Here is a 15691-nt window from a genome sequence, read left to right as displayed (position 1 = left end):
AAGATTACATGTATTATTACAACTACATCCGACCGTTCCAAAAATTAAACTGCCACTCTCCGGTTGAATACCGGACAATGGCAGTCTAGGTGTTTTTTCTTGTGTCTCAAATTAACGGGTCAGTCCAATAAGCTCCGGCGGTTTTTTTGATTTTGATTAATTAATTTTGAAACAGTGCAAGCCTTTTACAAAGTTATCGTTTGAACAATCTTACGTTCTCTTTTAAACCACTATAAGATTATCAGGCATAATCTTATAGTTTCTAATCCCTTGTATATCGGAACTGCTCTTATAAGCATAATGTAGCATGTATGCCGGCACTTGATTGCTATTTTAACTAACAATAAGAATTAAAATAAAGATGCAATTCGCAGAAGGATTCCTAAGAAATAGGAAAAACCTTGCTAGACGGTAAGGTTTTACTGGTCATATTTATCGTTTTACTATTTTTTGGAGTTCATCGACAGTCTTGCCGTTTTCAATTTTTTTATCAATCCGATGTTTCTTGCAAAATAATAGGTTGCAGCAGTACCTTGTTTAACTTCAACTGCGTTAGTGAATTTTCCTGCAGGTGTAGTTAGTGTCTTATTCAAAGAAGTAATTTAAACTGTGTGATTTTTAGGATTGGGCTTCCAAGACTGACCGACAAATAAAGGGTATCGAAGTTGGATTGTATTATCTTTTAAATTGGAGGTCGTAAGTCATTCACTTTTTGATTCGCGTTCATAGAACTTTTCACTATCACCCATTTGGATTGTCCATTTTTCCCAGCGGTATGAAGTGCCAAAATTAGCAGATGAAACAATTTATAAGTATTTTTGTCACCTAATGTGGTATACAAATAGTTTTTTGTTTTGTCTCTTTAAATGAAATCTTGTCAGATAGTTTAATGTACTTTAATGATACGTAAGCTTTTTTGTTTTTATAGTAGGTTTCTCCCCAACCTTCATGGGTTGAATATACATTTATTATACTGCCCTCTGGCAGCCAGCCAACAATAGCCGATGTCGTCGCAGGCTTTGAACGAACATTCAAGCTGTTAGCAGTAACAGTGCCTGAATGTGATCCAGTTGCTTCTGCTTTAGGGAGTATGCCGGTGGAAAGTGAAAAGAAAGTTAACGACAAGCATATTATTGCCTTAATAAAATTATTCAAATCATATCTCCTCCTTAAGTTAATATTCAATAATAGGACGAAGACCGTTTGATGTCAGTTACATTAAAAAAAATCAGTTTTCACCTAAATGTAGCGTCATATGGATCGAAGACTAAGCGGAAGGAGATTTAAAGTCGATCATGTGTCTTAGCAATAAAGATAATGGTAATATCCGAGGGGTATCCTTATTATGTTTTGATCATACCTGTTAACATGAAGTTGAGAGAATTGGACTATTGAGCTAATCCTCCTTTTTATACTGCTAGACCCTAAAGTAGAGAACGAAACTTTTAGCGTCCGAGCTGTGGCCTTTGTAACATTGGCGTGCCAAGGAAAAGTTCACTTGCTTCGGGTTTTGAATGATATACGATTGCCTTCTACTTTAATCGGTAAAAGGCTTTTTTTATTTTCCCTTATAGGCTTGTCCCGATCGAAACGGTGGTATTACTTCAGCTGAATGTAAGAACTACTTGGAAATGTATGAAGAGATTGCGAAACTGCCAGAGCGAATAACTCCGGCGGTTTTGTTTTGAATGGCTTTTCTTGATGATTGAGGTTTGTATAAGCGTATTCCAATCCTTCATTTCGTTCTGCCCAATTTTCAAAGCGAATAGAGAACAGGTCGGAAGTAAACGTTTACCGTGGCTTTTCTGTTGCTGTATTTCCCATAGCTATAGAAAGTCTGTTCCAGCTGTTGATTTGATTGATGATCAGTATAAGGTCAACATATTGTTTCTCATCATAATATTTGCGTACTCGCTCATACAACTCTTCTGGAACCCTTTTAGCAGGTATTAAAGTAACATGCTCAGCCAGCTCAAGCGAAATTTTCTCGTCTGGCGAGTAGAAGTCACATTCATTCCAAACACTTATGCAAAAGATTCGCTGTTCCGTTTCTCCCGTCTTTCGTGCATCAGCAGTATACGTATCAATGCAGAAAGCACAACCATTGATTTGAGAAACCCTGATTTTTATCAGTTCTCTCGTTGTTCGATTAATTGAAGATTTCTTAGTGTATTTCTCCATATCCATCATAATCTTCATTCCATCAGGGGAAACATCGTAATAAGGGATTCTTTGATTCATATAGTCAGACTCCTTAAATTATTTGATGCCTCGATTATACTCTTCCTATAATATTCGAGCGAGGACACTGTTTTAAGCTTAACGAAAAACTAATTGGAGACGAAGGTTCAACAGATTATTAAATTTGTACAAGGATGTGTGGATTTAGTCCGGTTTAAAAAATCAGTTTAAAGCTACAGCAGAAACGCTTACTCATTACAAAACCTCCTGCAGCTCTATGCAACATAGAAAGACCGCCCAAGCAACGGTGCTTAGGCGGTAAAGGAAGAACTACTCATTTTCAGAAAAACAGGCACATTTCTGGCTTAAGGGGGAAAGTCAGTAACAAAACCATCTACGTCTGGAAGTTGCCGTAAATCGTTCTGTGCCTATAAATAGGATAACATATTGGCTTTGGAATTAAATGAATAGTTAGAATTGAATCCGAATCGAGAAAAATGAAATATGGTATAACCGATGAGGCGTTGGACTGCCTGTGTAGGCATAAGATACTAAATGGAATCCGTGCTTTAAGTAACATCGCTAAAGAAAAACAGAATAAGATGAAGCAGTTGCCAATAAAACTCAAAAAGCTTCAGTGGCAAAAAAAGTAAATGCTTTTACTAGACTAATTCCTCAAAACTGCTATACAACTGACAAAAAGGGTGCAAAACCGCTAAGAATATTATATTATTTAGGTTAAAGTGAAAATAGGTGACTGCAGTTCCAACATGAATATCGCCAAATATATCGTATGTCTAGCTTTAGCAAAGCTGGTTTTGAGTGAAGGAGAATCAAGATGCTGAAAAATGAACGACTGCACAAGTTTTTATGCTCAAGAAATGAAATTCTGACAGAGCAATGGTATGAATCCTTAGACAAAAGCAAAAAAGGGATTTACAGCACAACAGATCCTAAAGAGATTGAACAACTAAAAAAACAGAATTACGAATTTCATGTTCTGTTTTGTTCGATGTTCAGTAAAGACCATAACGAGTTTTTAGTGGAATTCCAGGACTGGATAAAACGAGTCGCAAAAGACGAAGCCCATTTAAATACACCTCTTGAAGAAGTGTTGGAAGAGTTTTTTAATACACAAAAGCAATACTTAAAATTGCTTGAAGAATATTACACGCAAAATATTGAATTTGTGTCACATGAACAATACGCTGAGTGGAATTTAGGTGTGGTAGACGCAATCAGTGAAATCGTTCAGGAGTTTACTGTCCAAAATACCGAAGCGTCTCAAGTCCGGCTGCAAGCCCAGCAGGAACTGATCGTTGAAATGAGTGCGCCGGTTATTTTATTATCTAAAAATACAGGGCTTCTTCCACTAGTAGGCGAGATTAACACCTACCGTTCACAAGTGATCTTCGAAAAAGCGTTGGAGCAAAGTTCAAAATACAGTATCGACAAATTGTACATTGATTTATCCGGTGTTCCGATCATCGATACGATGGTTGCCCAACAGATCTTCCAATTGATTTATGGATTGAGAATCATCGGAGTCCGCACGGCATTATCTGGGATCAGCCCCGAAATTGCCCAAACGGCTGTCCAATTGGGAATCCAGTTCACAGGCATCGAAGTATACAGCACACTGGTACAAGCAATAGATAAAATTGAAATTAATGCATAGACATAAAGAGCCTTTCAGTTAAGAAAGGTTCTTTTTTTATAGAGGAAGAGATGAAAGTATGGGCAGAATGTTAAAGGAATATTAGCTTGCTATACAGAATTTTAATAACAGGGAGGTGAAGACATGAAGAAATACGTCATCCAATACCATATAGAAAAAGGACTAGTAGTCGAAAGGACAGTCGAGGCGAATTCAAAAGAAGAAGTGGCAGAGATGGTGCAAGCAGAACAAATTGTCCAGTACGAAGATAATTTCGGTGAATTGAATCTTTTTAATAAAGAAGACGTCAAATTAGTGAAGATAAAAGATCATGTAGACCCTGTTTTTACTTCAAGAAGGGGTGGATAGCTAAAGAGAGAAAACCGGCTATTCTACAATTTAAAATAAAAATAATGCAAAAGAGGTTTTTGTTAATCGAAAGTTCTTTTGTCGCGGGGGAATGTATGGATGACCGGCCAATGGGAAGCAGCATCACAAGCATTGTCGAATATATCAGTTTCAGCTAATCCGAACAACGATCCTGTAACCATCTACGGATCATCGCCAGATCTAAAATGCATTGGTGTAGGGACCGATGCGGCAGTTTTTCAATCGCTTTCAGCTCCATCCTATGCATTTAAAGTTTATGCAGAACAAAAATTGAACAAAATCAGAGCGGAAGCAGAAGTGTATGCAATATTGGGGCAGTCAGAGTTCTTTTCAACTTGTTTTGCGGCGACGGACAAATTCCTCGTTTTGACCTACGAGGAAGGACCAACACTTTTTGACTGTTTGCTTCAAGGTATTCCCATTCCAGATCAAACAATCCAGGATGTTGAAGCTGCAAGAAAAGTTGCGCGCGAAAAAGGGCTGAACCCACGCGATATCCATTTAAAAAATATTCTGTTGCAAAATGGCAGAGCGAAGATCTTAGATGTATCTGAATACATACATCCAGGGAATGATTTTCGCTGGGAGCATTTAAAAAAAGCTTATGATGAGTATTATCAATTCATTTCTGGCACGCCCATGCCTTATTGGCTGCTTGAAACAATTCGCAAATGGTATCACCAATGGTCGAAGTTTTATCCATCTTTTGAAGAATTTATGGGAACCGTTTTTAAACAAACTAATTACTGGAAAAAGCCATAAAAAAACACCGGCGCTTGACCGGTGTTTTTTTATGGCTTTTTAGATTAAGGTTGGAGAATTGATATTGCCTTCAACCGCCTCTGCTGCTTGGTCTATGGATTCAAAAAAGATAACTTTACCAGATTCGATGAATGTCATTTGCAAGACGCCCGTGTTTTTAACGCTTGTTACAGTAATTCGGTCGGTGTCTTCTTTGCTAAATGTTTGGGTGATGTTAACTGTATTGTAAAAGCTTACAGTTTTCAGGATTTCTTTAATATGTTCTAATTTCATTGGAATTCCTCCGTCTCCAGATTTGGAAATTGACTAATAAAAGTCTGTAAGAATCCAAGGTTTTTATATTCCTTTCATTATAACATACATTCCACTCAAAAAAAGGGAAGACTAGAACTGCAGAATGAATTCTACAAATATGGGAGTGGTTTCAGTAAGGAATTAGAGTCATAGTTTTGGGCAAGTTTTAGTCTAAAGGTTTAATACTTCTGTAAAAAGGAAAATAAGGAATATTCAAACTAATTTGAATATTAATTGTATATTATATACAAAAGTAGAGAGGGGCAGAAACCTTGCGAAAACAAAAGACCTTATTTACGGAAGAGGAAATAAAACGCGAAAATTGGATTTCAGAATTAGAAAGTTTAGGAGTGTCTTCCGGACCGGAAGGGCAAGACTTAAGAAGCTTGGATTATTACACAATCCGGAATTTAATGGTCCGAGAAGAAATACGGAGGGAAGAGTAAGGGAAGACATACGGTTTCTTCAGTGATTAGCTATTGGTGGTTGTTGTTATTTCTATCTCGAGCAGCAGCTTTAGGAAGGCTCACAGCAAGTTGAAAATACCATTATAATATTCCGCTTATTTGTTTATTCACAACGCTTTAGGGAACTTATACATAAATGAAAATCTTCGCTGAATGGATAAGAGACAGATGGGTAAATGCATTTTTAAAAAAGATACGCATGAGGGTTCTTTCCATAATTTCTGTTTCTTTGATCATTAGCTACGAAAGTAGGAAAGAATATGAGGATAAAAAACGGAACAGCTTTAATGGATCCAGACAAATTTTTGATTATTGCCCACCGCGGCGCCAGTGTGCAAGCTCCAGAGCATACAATGGCTGCTTACCGTCTTGCTAAAGAACTGGAGGCTGATTATCTGGAAGTCGATGTGCAAATGAGCAAAGACAATGTCTTGGTTTCCATCCACGACTTAACGGTTGATCGCACAACGGACGGCAGCGGGGTCGTTACAGACATGACACTGGCTGAACTTAAGCGACTGGACGCGGGTTCTTGGTTCAACCAGAAGTATCCGGATATGGCTAAAGAAGAATACACAAAGCAGAAGATACCCACTTTACAAGAAATCATCGATGAATTCGGAAAAAGTGTCAATTACTATATTGAAACGAAGAAACCGGAACAGAATGAAGGCATTGAAGATGAGCTGTTTGAGCTGCTTGGACAAAATGGCCTGCTAGACGAATCCTTGCCGGAAGGAAAAGTGGTCATTCAGTCCTTCAGCGAAGAAAGTTTGAAAAGAATGCGGACTTTTAGCCGGAAAATTCCGCTTATCAAGCTGGAAAGAGATCCGATAACCGGACCGGATGCGAGAAAGCGGTTTGAAGAAGTTTGTGAGTATGCAGTTGGCATTGGAACATACTTCGAAAGAATCGATGAGGATTATATAAAGACTGCAAAAGAATCAGGTTTGCTGGTCCATCTATATACAGTCAACTCCTCTGAAATTGCAGATAAATGGAAAGGTATAGGTGCGCACGGTATTTTTACGGATAACATTCCCGGCACCCGTGTATAATTTAAACAAAGCAAGCCCGTATCCGGCTCATACCGGATACGGGCTCTTTTTTAATCGGTTTGTTCGACTGAGTAGACATCCCAGTTTTCAAAATACTTCTCTGCGTTTTCGAAATCATTTTGTTCCAAATAATTTTCGATTACATTCCACGTAACTTCTTATTTGTTGCCATCCTCGCCTTTTGCCGGTGCCTTGTATAAAGGCATGTCATGGGTGCCTGCTCGCTCAGGATCTGCTAAAAGGGTAAATTCTTTGCCGTCAAAGCGAACTTTCTTCATTTTATAGCCTCCTTTGAATGCTGTTTTTATGAAGGTTGTTAATTAATGTATCCCCTTTTTGCATAATTTTATGTATCTTTGCCGTTTTTTTATTTTTTCGTTCAAATTTCTATCATATCTTATTCGGCAAGTAGCACTCATGATTAACTTTATCTAGGTAAAAGCGAAAAGGTGATTTATAATGAAAGCAAGGAACACAACCTGGGGATGCATAGAAAGTTTCAATAACAGGAAAGGGATGATTTTCATGTTCAAACAAGGAGATCAAGTTATCATCCATACGCACCGCTACGCGACGCTCTATAAAGGGAAAATTTTTACGTGTCTTGCTAACGAAAAAAAATGGGATGAAGAAGAGAGTTATACGATTTTGAAAGAACTGGGGCAGGACGGAAAATCATTTTTCACTCGCTATTTAACGAAAGTCTAAAGAGAACCTAGGCCTTATTGCAGATTTATGGATTAGAGCCTGTGTAAAAGGGTATAACTAAAATACCCAACTAATTTAATAACTCGTACTGAATTTTCTTTAGCAGATTTGTGAAGAGGATTTTGTGGGAGGTGATTAAATGAGTAAGATCCAAGGGGTAAAAAGCTTGCTGGAGCATTTGGAGTCGGTAAATTATCCGATCTCGGAAGATCAGCTGCATGAGTATTTGGCAAAAAGAAAGATTCCGCATAAGAAGTCATATGGCGGTACCATTTTTTTCGATCTAGCTCATATTGACTGGTGGATTGCCGAACAGCGGAAAACCGAGTCTGCGACTTAAACAAGTTAACAAAAAATGACGCCCCGGATTCAAAGCTAGCGATGTACAGCTTTGGGTTCGGGGCCTCGTCTTTTGCCTAATGAACGAACTTTCTTGTGAATAAAACGTTCTAGCTTATACTAGACCACATGCCAGGAGGAATCGAGAGATGAAGGCTATGAAGTTCTTGATCGTTATTCTGCTCATTTTTGCTGTAATCGGTTATGGCATTTACTATGCAGGAACCAATATCGCATCAGAAAAAATTACTGATGAAACTGTCGCTGAATTAGAAAGTACGGGTCAAATGGAAACTATCAGGTCTTATATTGAAAATGACCCGCAACTGGCCGGATATATAGAGGAAGCAAAAGCGGCGGACCCAAATGCCTTGCCATTTTCCACAACAGGTGAAGCCAGCCGGGTACTGATCCAAAAAGTGGGGCTATCTGAATTGAATGCGATTAAAACAAATGTAGAGAACGGAACCATGACTCCTGCGGAAGTTGTCGAAACGCTTGAAACAAAGCTGACAGAAGAAGAGTTGCTGGCTTTGAAGGTAATTGCTTACAATGAAATGTATAACAAACAATAAAGGGCTTCTAGCCCGCAATAACTATGACAGTAATAAAAAGACGCTGAGCTGGTTTGCTCAACGTCTTTTTTTAATGGATTTGGCGGTAAACTCCGACGACTTTGCCCAAGATGGAAACTTGGTCTACGATAATGGGATCCATCGAAGAGTTTTCAGGCTGCAAGCGGAAGTAGTTTTCCTCGCGGAAAAAACGTTTAACCGTTGCTTCATCATCAGCGGTCATTGCGACGACGATATCGCCGTTATTAGCGGTTTGCTGTTGTTTGACTACGACATAGTCCCCGTTCAAGATACCGGCTTCAATCATACTTTCTCCCATGATCTCTAGCATGAAGACATGGTCATCCTCAGAACCGTAAGATTGCGGTAAAGGAAAATATTCTTCAACGTTTTCGATGGCCGTAATAGGAAGGCCGGCTGTGACTTTACCGATCAATGGAACATGAAGGACTGGGCTTTTTTCAATAAGTGCTTCTTCAGTGCTGATGATTTCAATCGCTCTCGGTTTAGTTGGGTCCCGGCGGATCAGCCCTTTGCTTTCGAGCCGCGCCAAATGGCCGTGTACAGTCGAACTCGATGCCAAGCCAACTGCTTCGCCAATCTCGCGGACGGAAGGAGGATAGCCTTTTGCTCGGACTTCATCTTTTATAAAAGTTAAAATATCTTCTTGGCGTTTCGATACTTTTTTCAACAGTTTCACCTCTTTTAGTTGTACTTCTTGTTTTTCTACCCATAGTATATCAACTTGGGCTTTGAAATGCAAACATAGGTTCGAATTTTATTGTTGACAAAAACACTTGTTCGCATTAACATGAGAACATATATTCCGAACACATATTCTTAGGAGGCGGTTTTTTTGACATTTTTTCAACGAAACTCTTACTTGATCTTATTCTTCTCACTCATTCTTACATTTTCTTTCTATACGGTTCTTTCGCTTAAAGGCGATGACGTCCAAGTCAGCCACGTTGAGATTAAAGAAGGCGACACACTTTGGACTTTGGCTGAAGCATTCAGCGGAAACACTCCGCATCAGCAGTGGATAGAACAGATTATGAAGGAAAATGACTTATCGACTCCGCATATTGTAGCAGGCCAATCGATTAAGATTCCATCTGATCAGCTGAAATACACTCCGGACGATACTGTGAAATTAGCTGGTGATGCTGAATGAGAAAATCTGCACTGATCTACTGCCGGGTAAGCACCACGAAAGACACACAGGAATCATCTTTAGAAAGACAAGAAGAAGAATTGATGAAGTTCGCAACCGAACAAGGATATATTGTCGACGGCGTTTTTGCTGATCAACATAGCGGCTATGAAATGGACCGGGAAGGTCTATTGGAATTACTCAACTGCATCAAAACCGAAAAAGTGGCTGCTGTATTTGTGCAGGACGAAACACGGTTGGGACGAGGGCATGCCCGCATTGCGCTTTTGCATGTTATGAAAAAGTACGAAGTGGAAGTATACACGTTATCCGATCAAGGGCCGATTGCCTTAAACGATATGGATGATATGGTCTTGGAGATTTTGGCAATTGTTGAAGAGTACCAGCGGAAAATCCATAATGCTAAGATTAAGCGTGGAATGAAGCGGGCGGTTGAGAACGGCTATAAGCCCGAAAAGAACTTAAAAGGCAGGGGAAATCCCGAGGGGCGTGAACGCTTGGAGTTGCCGATTGACCAAATTGTCAGTCTGAAAGCCAATGGGCTGACATTCCATGAAATTGCAACTACGCTGCAAGGGTTCGGCTATCAAGCGAGCAAAGCCACTGTCCATAGAAGATTTAAAGAATACGAAAAGTTTTCTCAAAGCTAAATCTTTGCAGAAACCTTTCTTTTTTTATACGATATTCAAGAAGAAAGGTGGATGTCTATGTTATCACCAGATAAATTAAAACGTATTAACGAATTGTCGCGGAAGTCAAAAAGTACAGGGTTATCTTTAGAAGAAGCGAAAGAACAATCTGCATTGCGCCAGGAATATTTGCAAACTTTCCGGGAAACGATGCGCGGCACAATTGAAAATGTCAAAGTGATTGACCCGAACGGGAATGACGTCACGCCTGAAAAGGTTAAAAATATCCGGGAGAATAAGTATTTGAACTAATACTTATTCTCTTTTTCGTTGTATTCTTTACCTTAGTTGACTAAACTAGATTAGTAGAATATTTTTGATTCAGAAAGGATGTTTTTATGTCGACTACAGCAGATAAACTTGCAGTAACAACGATTCGTACGCTTTCCATCGATGCTATCGAAAAAGCTAACTCGGGCCATCCGGGATTGCCGATGGGAGCTGCTCCTATGGCGTATACATTATGGACAAAACACATGAACCACAACCCGAAAAACCCGGAATGGTTCAACCGCGACCGTTTTGTCTTGTCAGCCGGGCATGGATCGATGCTTTTATACAGCTTGCTTCACTTGAGCGGTTATGGCTTATCCCTTGATGAGATCAAAAATTTCCGCCAATGGAACTCCAAAACTCCCGGGCATCCAGAATATGGCCATACGGTTGGAGTAGAAGCGACTACTGGCCCTCTTGGCCAAGGAATTGGCATGGCTGTCGGCATGGCGATGGCTGAACGCCACTTGGCTGCTACATACAACAAAGAAAATTTGGACATTGTCGACCACCACACATTCGCTTTATGCGGAGATGGCGATTTGATGGAAGGCGTTGCAGGTGAAGCAATTTCTCTTGCAGGCCACTTGAAACTGAACAAACTGGTTGTTCTTTACGACAGCAATGATATTTCATTGGACGGCGAATTGAGCATGAGTTTCTCAGAAAACATCCAAAAACGTTTTGAATCCTATGGATGGAATTATTTGCGTGTAGAAGACGGGAACGATTTGGAAGACCTCTCCGCAAAAATCGCACAAGCAAAACAATCTTCCGATAAACCGACTTTAGTAGAAGTCAAAACAGTCATCGGTTATGGAGCGCCAAACAAATCCGGCAAAGCGGACGTTCACGGCGCGCCACTAGGCGAAGATGAGATGAAACTGGCAAAAGAGTACTATGAATGGACATTTGATAAAGATTTCCATGTGCCAGAAGAAGTATACGAAACCTTTACGAACGCGACAGAAGAACTTGGCGGAAAAGCGGAACAATCTTGGAACGAATTGTATGCTCAGTACGAATCGCAACACCCTGAACTTGCAGCTCAATTGCAGCGGGCAATCAACGGTGACTTGCCTGAAAACTTCGAGGAGAATTTCCCGCAATATGAAGTTGGCAAAAAACAAGCAAGCCGTGCTTCTTCGGGCGATATGGTAAACGCAATTGCCAAAGCAGTTCCTTCATTCTTCGGCGGAAGTGCCGACTTAGCAGGATCCAACAAAACAAACATCAAAGGCGGCGGCGATTTCGATGCAGAAAACCCTGCTGGCCGCAACATTTGGTTTGGTGTGCGCGAATTTGCAATGGGCACTGCATTAAATGGTATGGCGCTTCACGGCGGTCTTCACGTATTCGGCGGTACGTTCTTCGTATTCAGCGATTACGTGCGTCCAGCGATCCGTTTGGCAGCTTTAATGGGCTTGCCAGTGACATATGTCTTCACACATGACAGCGTAGCGGTAGGGGAAGATGGCCCGACACACGAGCCGGTCGAGCAATTGGCTTCTCTTCGTGCAATGCCGAATCTCGGAATCATCCGCCCAGCAGATGCAAACGAAACAAAAGAAGCATGGCGTTTGGCTTTGACTACAAAATCGCATCCAACGCTATTGGTATTATCGCGCCAAGACTTGCCAGTGCTAGAACGGAGCGGCGAATTGGCACGTGAAGGCGTTAAAAAAGGCGCGTACGTCGTATCGCCTGCTGACAACCCACAAGCATTGCTTTTAGCGACAGGATCTGAAGTTAGCCTTGCTGTTGCTGCACAAAAGCAACTTGCAGAAGAAGGAATTGCAGTATCGGTTGTTTCCATGCCTTCTTGGGACCGTTTTGAGAAGCAGGACAAGGAATACAAACAATCGGTAATTCCGAAATCCGTCAAAAAACGCTTAGCGATTGAAATGGCTACTTCATTCGGCTGGGAACGGTATACGGGTGATGAAGGCGACGTTCTAGCGATCGACCATTTCGGCGCAAGTGCACCGGGCGAACGCATTATGCAGGAATTCGGATTCACTCCTGAAAATGTTGTAGCTCGCGTGAAAAAATTAATTCAAGAATAATAAAAAGCGGAGGCGCATAGTGCCTTCGCTTTTCTATTTTGTTGAGTAATGAAATTTGACCAACAGAATACTAAAGAGGAAGCGTGGCTGTCATTGCGCAAAAGAACAGTTAAGTTATCAGCTGGAGTTTGTTTCGGCCTCCATCACTGGAGTCTCCTCTGTTTTGCGATAAGACGAATGGAAAGATGTCTGGAATTCATGTCGCCGCTTTTGTTGTAGTCACATTGAAGTTTTTATAGTATAATCCTTTGTGGTGCAGTACTTATTTAGGCAACGCGAAGGAGGTAACAAATTTGGCTACTTGGATCTGGATCGTAATAGTAATCGTGGCGTTGATCGCCGGTGTTGCTCTAGGCTTTTTCATCGCTCGTCAATATATGATGAAGTATTTGAGAGAAAACCCACCGATTAATGAAGAGATGCTCCGTATCATGATGATGCAAATGGGACAAAAACCGTCTCAGAAGAAAATCAATCAAATGATGGCTCAAATGAATAAAGCTTCTAATAAACCCGCTAAAAAGTAAAATTGAAAACCTGTAGCAACAGAAGTTTTAATTCCAGTCATTGATCAATTTAAAAGTATCAGTAAGAAAGTTATGTTTAAATTCATTTAAATAAATTTTCTAAGCTTTTGAATTCAATATAGGATGATTTTTAGGTGCTACTGCAGAACCACTTGATCTGTTTATAAACAGATCAAGTGGTTTTTTCTATATGGAGAAGTTGTCAAAGTGCGTGGGAAATCAGCAACTATTTTTTTGCACGTTTGGGAATCAGGAAAATTGCCATGGAAAAGTTTTCTATAGAGAAATTTAAGTGGTACAATTTATCTATTGCGGAAACTAGGTAGATTGGAGAATAAAAAGATGAAATCACTATTAATTAAAACCGGAATTTTAACTTCGCTATTTCTTGGATTTGGTTATGAAGAAACTTCTGCAGCGTCTGAATGGGCTGCCAAATGTTCTTCGTTCGGAGAAATAAAGAAAAATGAAGATCCTTCTTTTCAGCATATTAACTGTTTGCTGACGAATGCAGCTTTAGAAGCGGATATCCCACCAGAAGTTGTAAAAGCGGTGGCGAACCAAGAAAGCAATGGCTGGCATCAATTCAAAAATGGCAAACCTGTTGTCTCTAGCGATGGCGGAATCGGTATCATGCAGATTACAAACAAGCCAAAAGGGTATGAAGACGAGAAGAGATTAAAAGAGGATATTATCTATAATATCGAGGCAGGCGTAAAAATTTTAAATGAGAAGTACAATTATAAATTACCAAAAATTTCAGGAGCAGGAAGAGCTGAAATAGAAAACTGGTATTTCCCAGTAATGGCCTATAACGGAACCAAGCCAGTTAATTCTCCTATCATCAAAAGCACCGGGTTAAGGAATGAAAAAGCTTATCAAGAGCAAGTATTTACCCGTATTGAAGCCGAGAGTTTTCTTGGGCAAGTAAAGTTAACAAAATTTCCATTCAAGGCTGTGGATTTTGAATACGATTCAAATTCAGTTGTCAATATTAAGTTCTTAAAGGATACATATAAGTTGACTGATTCGCTGCATACTTCCAATTATTTATTGAAAAAAGGAAACCAGATTGTTGTAACAGTCAGTGAGGGGAATTTAAGGGGACAACCGACTAAACTAAGCGCCAGTAATAAGACTGTTCCCAAAAATGCGATACTTGAAGTAACAGGTGAATTCACATACGACAAATATAGCAATGTACATCAATTTTTCTGGTTCCCTGCCAAAACCTTAGATGGAAAATCAAAAGGATTTATTGCTTCTTCTTCTATCAAAAAGTATATCGACAAAACTGCTCCCTCAACTCCGACGGTCAATACGGTTTCGGACAAATCCACTGGAGTCACTGGCAAGGCGGAAACAAATGCCACAGTGTACATAAAAATCGGTACTAAACAAATCGGTAAAGCTGCAGCCAAGAGCGGTGCCTATTCCATTAAGATTCCAAAGCAAAAAGCAGGAACAAGCATATCTGTCTATGCAGTGGATGCTGCGAAGAACAAGAGTGCCAGCAAAACAGTTAAGGTACTAGACAAAACTGCTCCTGCAATTCCGACGGTGAACAAAGTCACTAGCAAAACCGCTGCAGTTGCCGGCAAAGGAGAAAAAGGGGCAACGCTTTACGTTTACAACGGAAGCAAAAAGATTGGACAAGGGACAGTGGACGGCCGGGGAGCTTTCAAGGTGAAAATCAAAGTTCAAAAAAAGGGTTCGACCTTAAAGATATATGCAAAAGATAAATCCGGCAATAAGAGCAAGAGCAGAGCTGTCAAAGTGAGCTAGTCCGCTTTCTTCTGATGAACTATAAAAGCAAACAGAAAACCCACTGAATCTTTTGCAGAATTCAGTGGGTTTTGCTATGTACTGCTATAAAATTGACCAATCGTACAAAGTCAGCCATTAAGAAAGGCCTTCGTCCTGATCAGCCGTAGAATCGGTGCGAGTCAATTGCTTCATTAATTCATGTAATTTCGCTGCTTTTAATTCATCCTTAATACTTGCTTTATATGCGCGGGATTCAAGAATTAAGTTTAAAGAGAAAACTCCGGCAAGAAGAAACGCGGGAAATGATGCCTGATAGAACCCGTACCCTAAAAGGGCGACGATTCCAGCTACTAGAAAACCCATTGCATGTGCCGAATTTGTGTTTAATTGTTTTAGTTCTTTGAAAGTATGCTTGTTCATGTACATTCCTCCTTCAATAATTGAATTATACGCAAAAAAATGAAAAAGAAAAGAAGAATTTTAAAATTTTAATGGCTACTTCGTGACGAACAGGTTTATTTGTAGGGAAAAATGGGTATGAAGAAAAATCGTATGAAAGCTTTAAGAACCGATTTGCCGTGGGAATAGCAGGAAAAGCCCGCTCCTCCAAAAATGGAGAACCGGGTTTCATTAATTTCGATAAATAGTTATTCGAGGCCCCTCATTGATTGAGGTGTATAGGTTCTTCAGGAACGTAACTTCTTCCGCTGATGGCTTAACGGATAAAGTGCCTATGGCATCTTTAAGAAGGGGCAGCTTTATTG

The 15691-nt window shown here is 40.0% G+C and carries 20 protein-coding genes; 15 read left to right on the top strand and 5 right to left on the bottom strand.

Translation table 11 applies throughout. The annotated features are described in order from the left end of the window. Window positions 1-89: IS3 family transposase (locus FQV28_RS17310; RefSeq protein WP_146495148.1), on the top strand; the 89-nt coding region annotated here is incomplete at its 5' end. 736 nt (window positions 90-825) lie between these two features. On the opposite strand, the gene FQV28_RS17305 is transcribed toward FQV28_RS17310, so the two are convergent. Continuing rightward, window positions 826-1155: an SH3 domain-containing protein gene (locus tag FQV28_RS17305; protein WP_186763927.1), complete on the bottom strand. Its 330-nt coding sequence runs from the start codon at window positions 1153-1155 to the stop codon at window positions 826-828. 636 nt (window positions 1156-1791) lie between these two features. Then, complete coding sequence (locus tag FQV28_RS17300; protein ID WP_146497762.1) at window positions 1792-2241, bottom strand: carboxymuconolactone decarboxylase family protein; 450 nt, start codon at window positions 2239-2241, stop codon at window positions 1792-1794. A 778-nt stretch (window positions 2242-3019) separates the two neighbouring features. Between FQV28_RS17300 and FQV28_RS17295 the strand changes: the two genes are divergently transcribed. From FQV28_RS17295 to FQV28_RS17285, 3 genes are all read left to right on the top strand, one after another. Beyond that, a complete protein-coding gene (locus FQV28_RS17295; protein ID WP_146497761.1) occupies window positions 3020-3859 on the top strand; it encodes an STAS domain-containing protein in 840 nt (279 codons plus the stop codon). A 123-nt stretch (window positions 3860-3982) separates the two neighbouring features. Continuing rightward, window positions 3983-4207, top strand: a complete 225-nt coding sequence (locus FQV28_RS17290; RefSeq protein ID WP_146497760.1) for a hypothetical protein — start codon at window positions 3983-3985, stop codon at window positions 4205-4207. A gap of 99 nt (window positions 4208-4306) precedes the next feature. Further along, window positions 4307-4990, top strand: a complete 684-nt coding sequence (locus FQV28_RS17285) for a serine/threonine protein kinase (RefSeq protein WP_146497759.1) — start codon at window positions 4307-4309, stop codon at window positions 4988-4990. Between the two features lie 39 nt (window positions 4991-5029). Here FQV28_RS17285 and FQV28_RS17280 read toward each other — a convergent pair whose 3' ends face one another. Then, window positions 5030-5263 carry a hypothetical protein gene (locus FQV28_RS17280; protein WP_146497758.1) on the bottom strand — a complete coding sequence of 78 codons (234 nt, stop codon included), beginning with the start codon at window positions 5261-5263 and terminating at the stop codon, window positions 5030-5032. Window positions 5264-5556: 293 nt separating this feature from the next. Here FQV28_RS17280 and FQV28_RS19330 point away from each other — a divergent pair, with 293 nt between their 5' ends. From FQV28_RS19330 to FQV28_RS17260, 5 genes are all read left to right on the top strand, one after another. Beyond that, window positions 5557-5730 (top strand): hypothetical protein, encoded by a 174-nt coding sequence (locus tag FQV28_RS19330; RefSeq protein WP_186763926.1) that lies wholly within the window; start codon window positions 5557-5559, stop codon window positions 5728-5730. A 281-nt stretch (window positions 5731-6011) separates the two neighbouring features. After that, on the top strand, window positions 6012-6809 hold the full coding sequence (locus FQV28_RS17275; protein WP_146497757.1) for a glycerophosphodiester phosphodiesterase family protein: 798 nt from the start codon (window positions 6012-6014) through the stop codon (window positions 6807-6809). 525 nt (window positions 6810-7334) lie between these two features. Continuing rightward, entirely contained in the window at window positions 7335-7517 is a 183-nt protein-coding gene (locus FQV28_RS17270) for a hypothetical protein (RefSeq protein ID WP_146497756.1), read from the top strand. Between the two features lie 139 nt (window positions 7518-7656). Then, the gene (locus tag FQV28_RS17265; protein WP_146497755.1) at window positions 7657-7857 is read left to right on the top strand and encodes a hypothetical protein; all 201 of its coding nucleotides are present in this window, start codon (window positions 7657-7659) and stop codon (window positions 7855-7857) included. Window positions 7858-8005: 148 nt separating this feature from the next. Next, window positions 8006-8431 (top strand): hypothetical protein, encoded by a 426-nt coding sequence (locus tag FQV28_RS17260; RefSeq protein ID WP_146497754.1) that lies wholly within the window; start codon window positions 8006-8008, stop codon window positions 8429-8431. 70 nt (window positions 8432-8501) lie between these two features. Here the strand turns inward: FQV28_RS17260 and lexA are convergent, their stop codons facing one another. After that, window positions 8502-9122, bottom strand: a complete 621-nt coding sequence (lexA, locus tag FQV28_RS17255) for a transcriptional repressor LexA (RefSeq protein ID WP_146497753.1) — start codon at window positions 9120-9122, stop codon at window positions 8502-8504. Between the two features lie 165 nt (window positions 9123-9287). Between lexA and yneA the strand changes: the two genes are divergently transcribed. The 6 genes from yneA (at window position 9288) to FQV28_RS17225 (ending at window position 14945) form a co-directional block, all read left to right on the top strand. Then, window positions 9288-9605 carry a cell division suppressor protein YneA gene (gene yneA, locus FQV28_RS17250; RefSeq protein WP_146497752.1) on the top strand — a complete coding sequence of 106 codons (318 nt, stop codon included), beginning with the start codon at window positions 9288-9290 and terminating at the stop codon, window positions 9603-9605. Beyond that, the gene (locus tag FQV28_RS17245) at window positions 9602-10255 is read left to right on the top strand and encodes a YneB family resolvase-like protein (RefSeq protein WP_146497751.1); all 654 of its coding nucleotides are present in this window, start codon (window positions 9602-9604) and stop codon (window positions 10253-10255) included. The genes yneA and FQV28_RS17245 overlap by 4 nt, the downstream gene beginning before the upstream one ends. Before the next feature lie 57 nt (window positions 10256-10312). Further along, window positions 10313-10546, top strand: coding sequence for a DUF896 domain-containing protein (locus FQV28_RS17240; RefSeq protein WP_146497750.1), 234 nt, complete (start codon window positions 10313-10315; stop codon window positions 10544-10546). An 86-nt stretch (window positions 10547-10632) separates the two neighbouring features. Then, window positions 10633-12633, top strand: coding sequence for a transketolase (gene tkt, locus FQV28_RS17235; RefSeq protein ID WP_146497749.1), 2001 nt, complete (start codon window positions 10633-10635; stop codon window positions 12631-12633). Between the two features lie 293 nt (window positions 12634-12926). Continuing rightward, window positions 12927-13160 (top strand): YneF family protein, encoded by a 234-nt coding sequence (locus tag FQV28_RS17230; RefSeq protein WP_146497748.1) that lies wholly within the window; start codon window positions 12927-12929, stop codon window positions 13158-13160. A 342-nt stretch (window positions 13161-13502) separates the two neighbouring features. Then, window positions 13503-14945 (top strand): Ig-like domain-containing protein, encoded by a 1443-nt coding sequence (locus tag FQV28_RS17225; RefSeq protein ID WP_146497747.1) that lies wholly within the window; start codon window positions 13503-13505, stop codon window positions 14943-14945. A gap of 117 nt (window positions 14946-15062) precedes the next feature. On the opposite strand, the gene FQV28_RS17220 is transcribed toward FQV28_RS17225, so the two are convergent. Then, window positions 15063-15347: a hypothetical protein gene (locus tag FQV28_RS17220; protein ID WP_146497746.1), complete on the bottom strand. Its 285-nt coding sequence runs from the start codon at window positions 15345-15347 to the stop codon at window positions 15063-15065. Window positions 15348-15691: the final 344 nt, after the last annotated feature.

The sequence above is a fragment of the Planomicrobium sp. CPCC 101079 genome (assembly GCF_007859275.1).
Taxonomy (GTDB): Bacteria; Bacillota; Bacilli; order Bacillales_A; family Planococcaceae; genus Planococcus.
This window is presented reverse-complemented; position numbering and strand designations above follow the sequence as displayed.

Coding starts and splice junctions, on each gene's coding strand:
- FQV28_RS17240 (WP_146497750.1), top strand. CDS start 10,313: ATGTTATCACCAGATAAATTAAAACGTATTAACGAATTGTCGCGGAAG.
- FQV28_RS17300 (WP_146497762.1), bottom strand. CDS start 2,241: ATGAATCAAAGAATCCCTTATTACGATGTTTCCCCTGATGGAATGAAG.
- FQV28_RS17280 (WP_146497758.1), bottom strand. CDS start 5,263: ATGAAATTAGAACATATTAAAGAAATCCTGAAAACTGTAAGCTTTTAC.
- tkt (WP_146497749.1), top strand. CDS start 10,633: ATGTCGACTACAGCAGATAAACTTGCAGTAACAACGATTCGTACGCTT.
- FQV28_RS17285 (WP_146497759.1), top strand. CDS start 4,307: ATGACCGGCCAATGGGAAGCAGCATCACAAGCATTGTCGAATATATCA.
- FQV28_RS17295 (WP_146497761.1), top strand. CDS start 3,020: ATGCTGAAAAATGAACGACTGCACAAGTTTTTATGCTCAAGAAATGAA.
- FQV28_RS17225 (WP_146497747.1), top strand. CDS start 13,503: ATGAAATCACTATTAATTAAAACCGGAATTTTAACTTCGCTATTTCTT.
- FQV28_RS17265 (WP_146497755.1), top strand. CDS start 7,657: ATGAGTAAGATCCAAGGGGTAAAAAGCTTGCTGGAGCATTTGGAGTCG.
- FQV28_RS17245 (WP_146497751.1), top strand. CDS start 9,602: ATGAGAAAATCTGCACTGATCTACTGCCGGGTAAGCACCACGAAAGAC.
- FQV28_RS17275 (WP_146497757.1), top strand. CDS start 6,012: ATGAGGATAAAAAACGGAACAGCTTTAATGGATCCAGACAAATTTTTG.
- FQV28_RS17270 (WP_146497756.1), top strand. CDS start 7,335: ATGTTCAAACAAGGAGATCAAGTTATCATCCATACGCACCGCTACGCG.
- FQV28_RS17290 (WP_146497760.1), top strand. CDS start 3,983: ATGAAGAAATACGTCATCCAATACCATATAGAAAAAGGACTAGTAGTC.
- FQV28_RS17220 (WP_146497746.1), bottom strand. CDS start 15,347: ATGAACAAGCATACTTTCAAAGAACTAAAACAATTAAACACAAATTCG.
- FQV28_RS17260 (WP_146497754.1), top strand. CDS start 8,006: ATGAAGGCTATGAAGTTCTTGATCGTTATTCTGCTCATTTTTGCTGTA.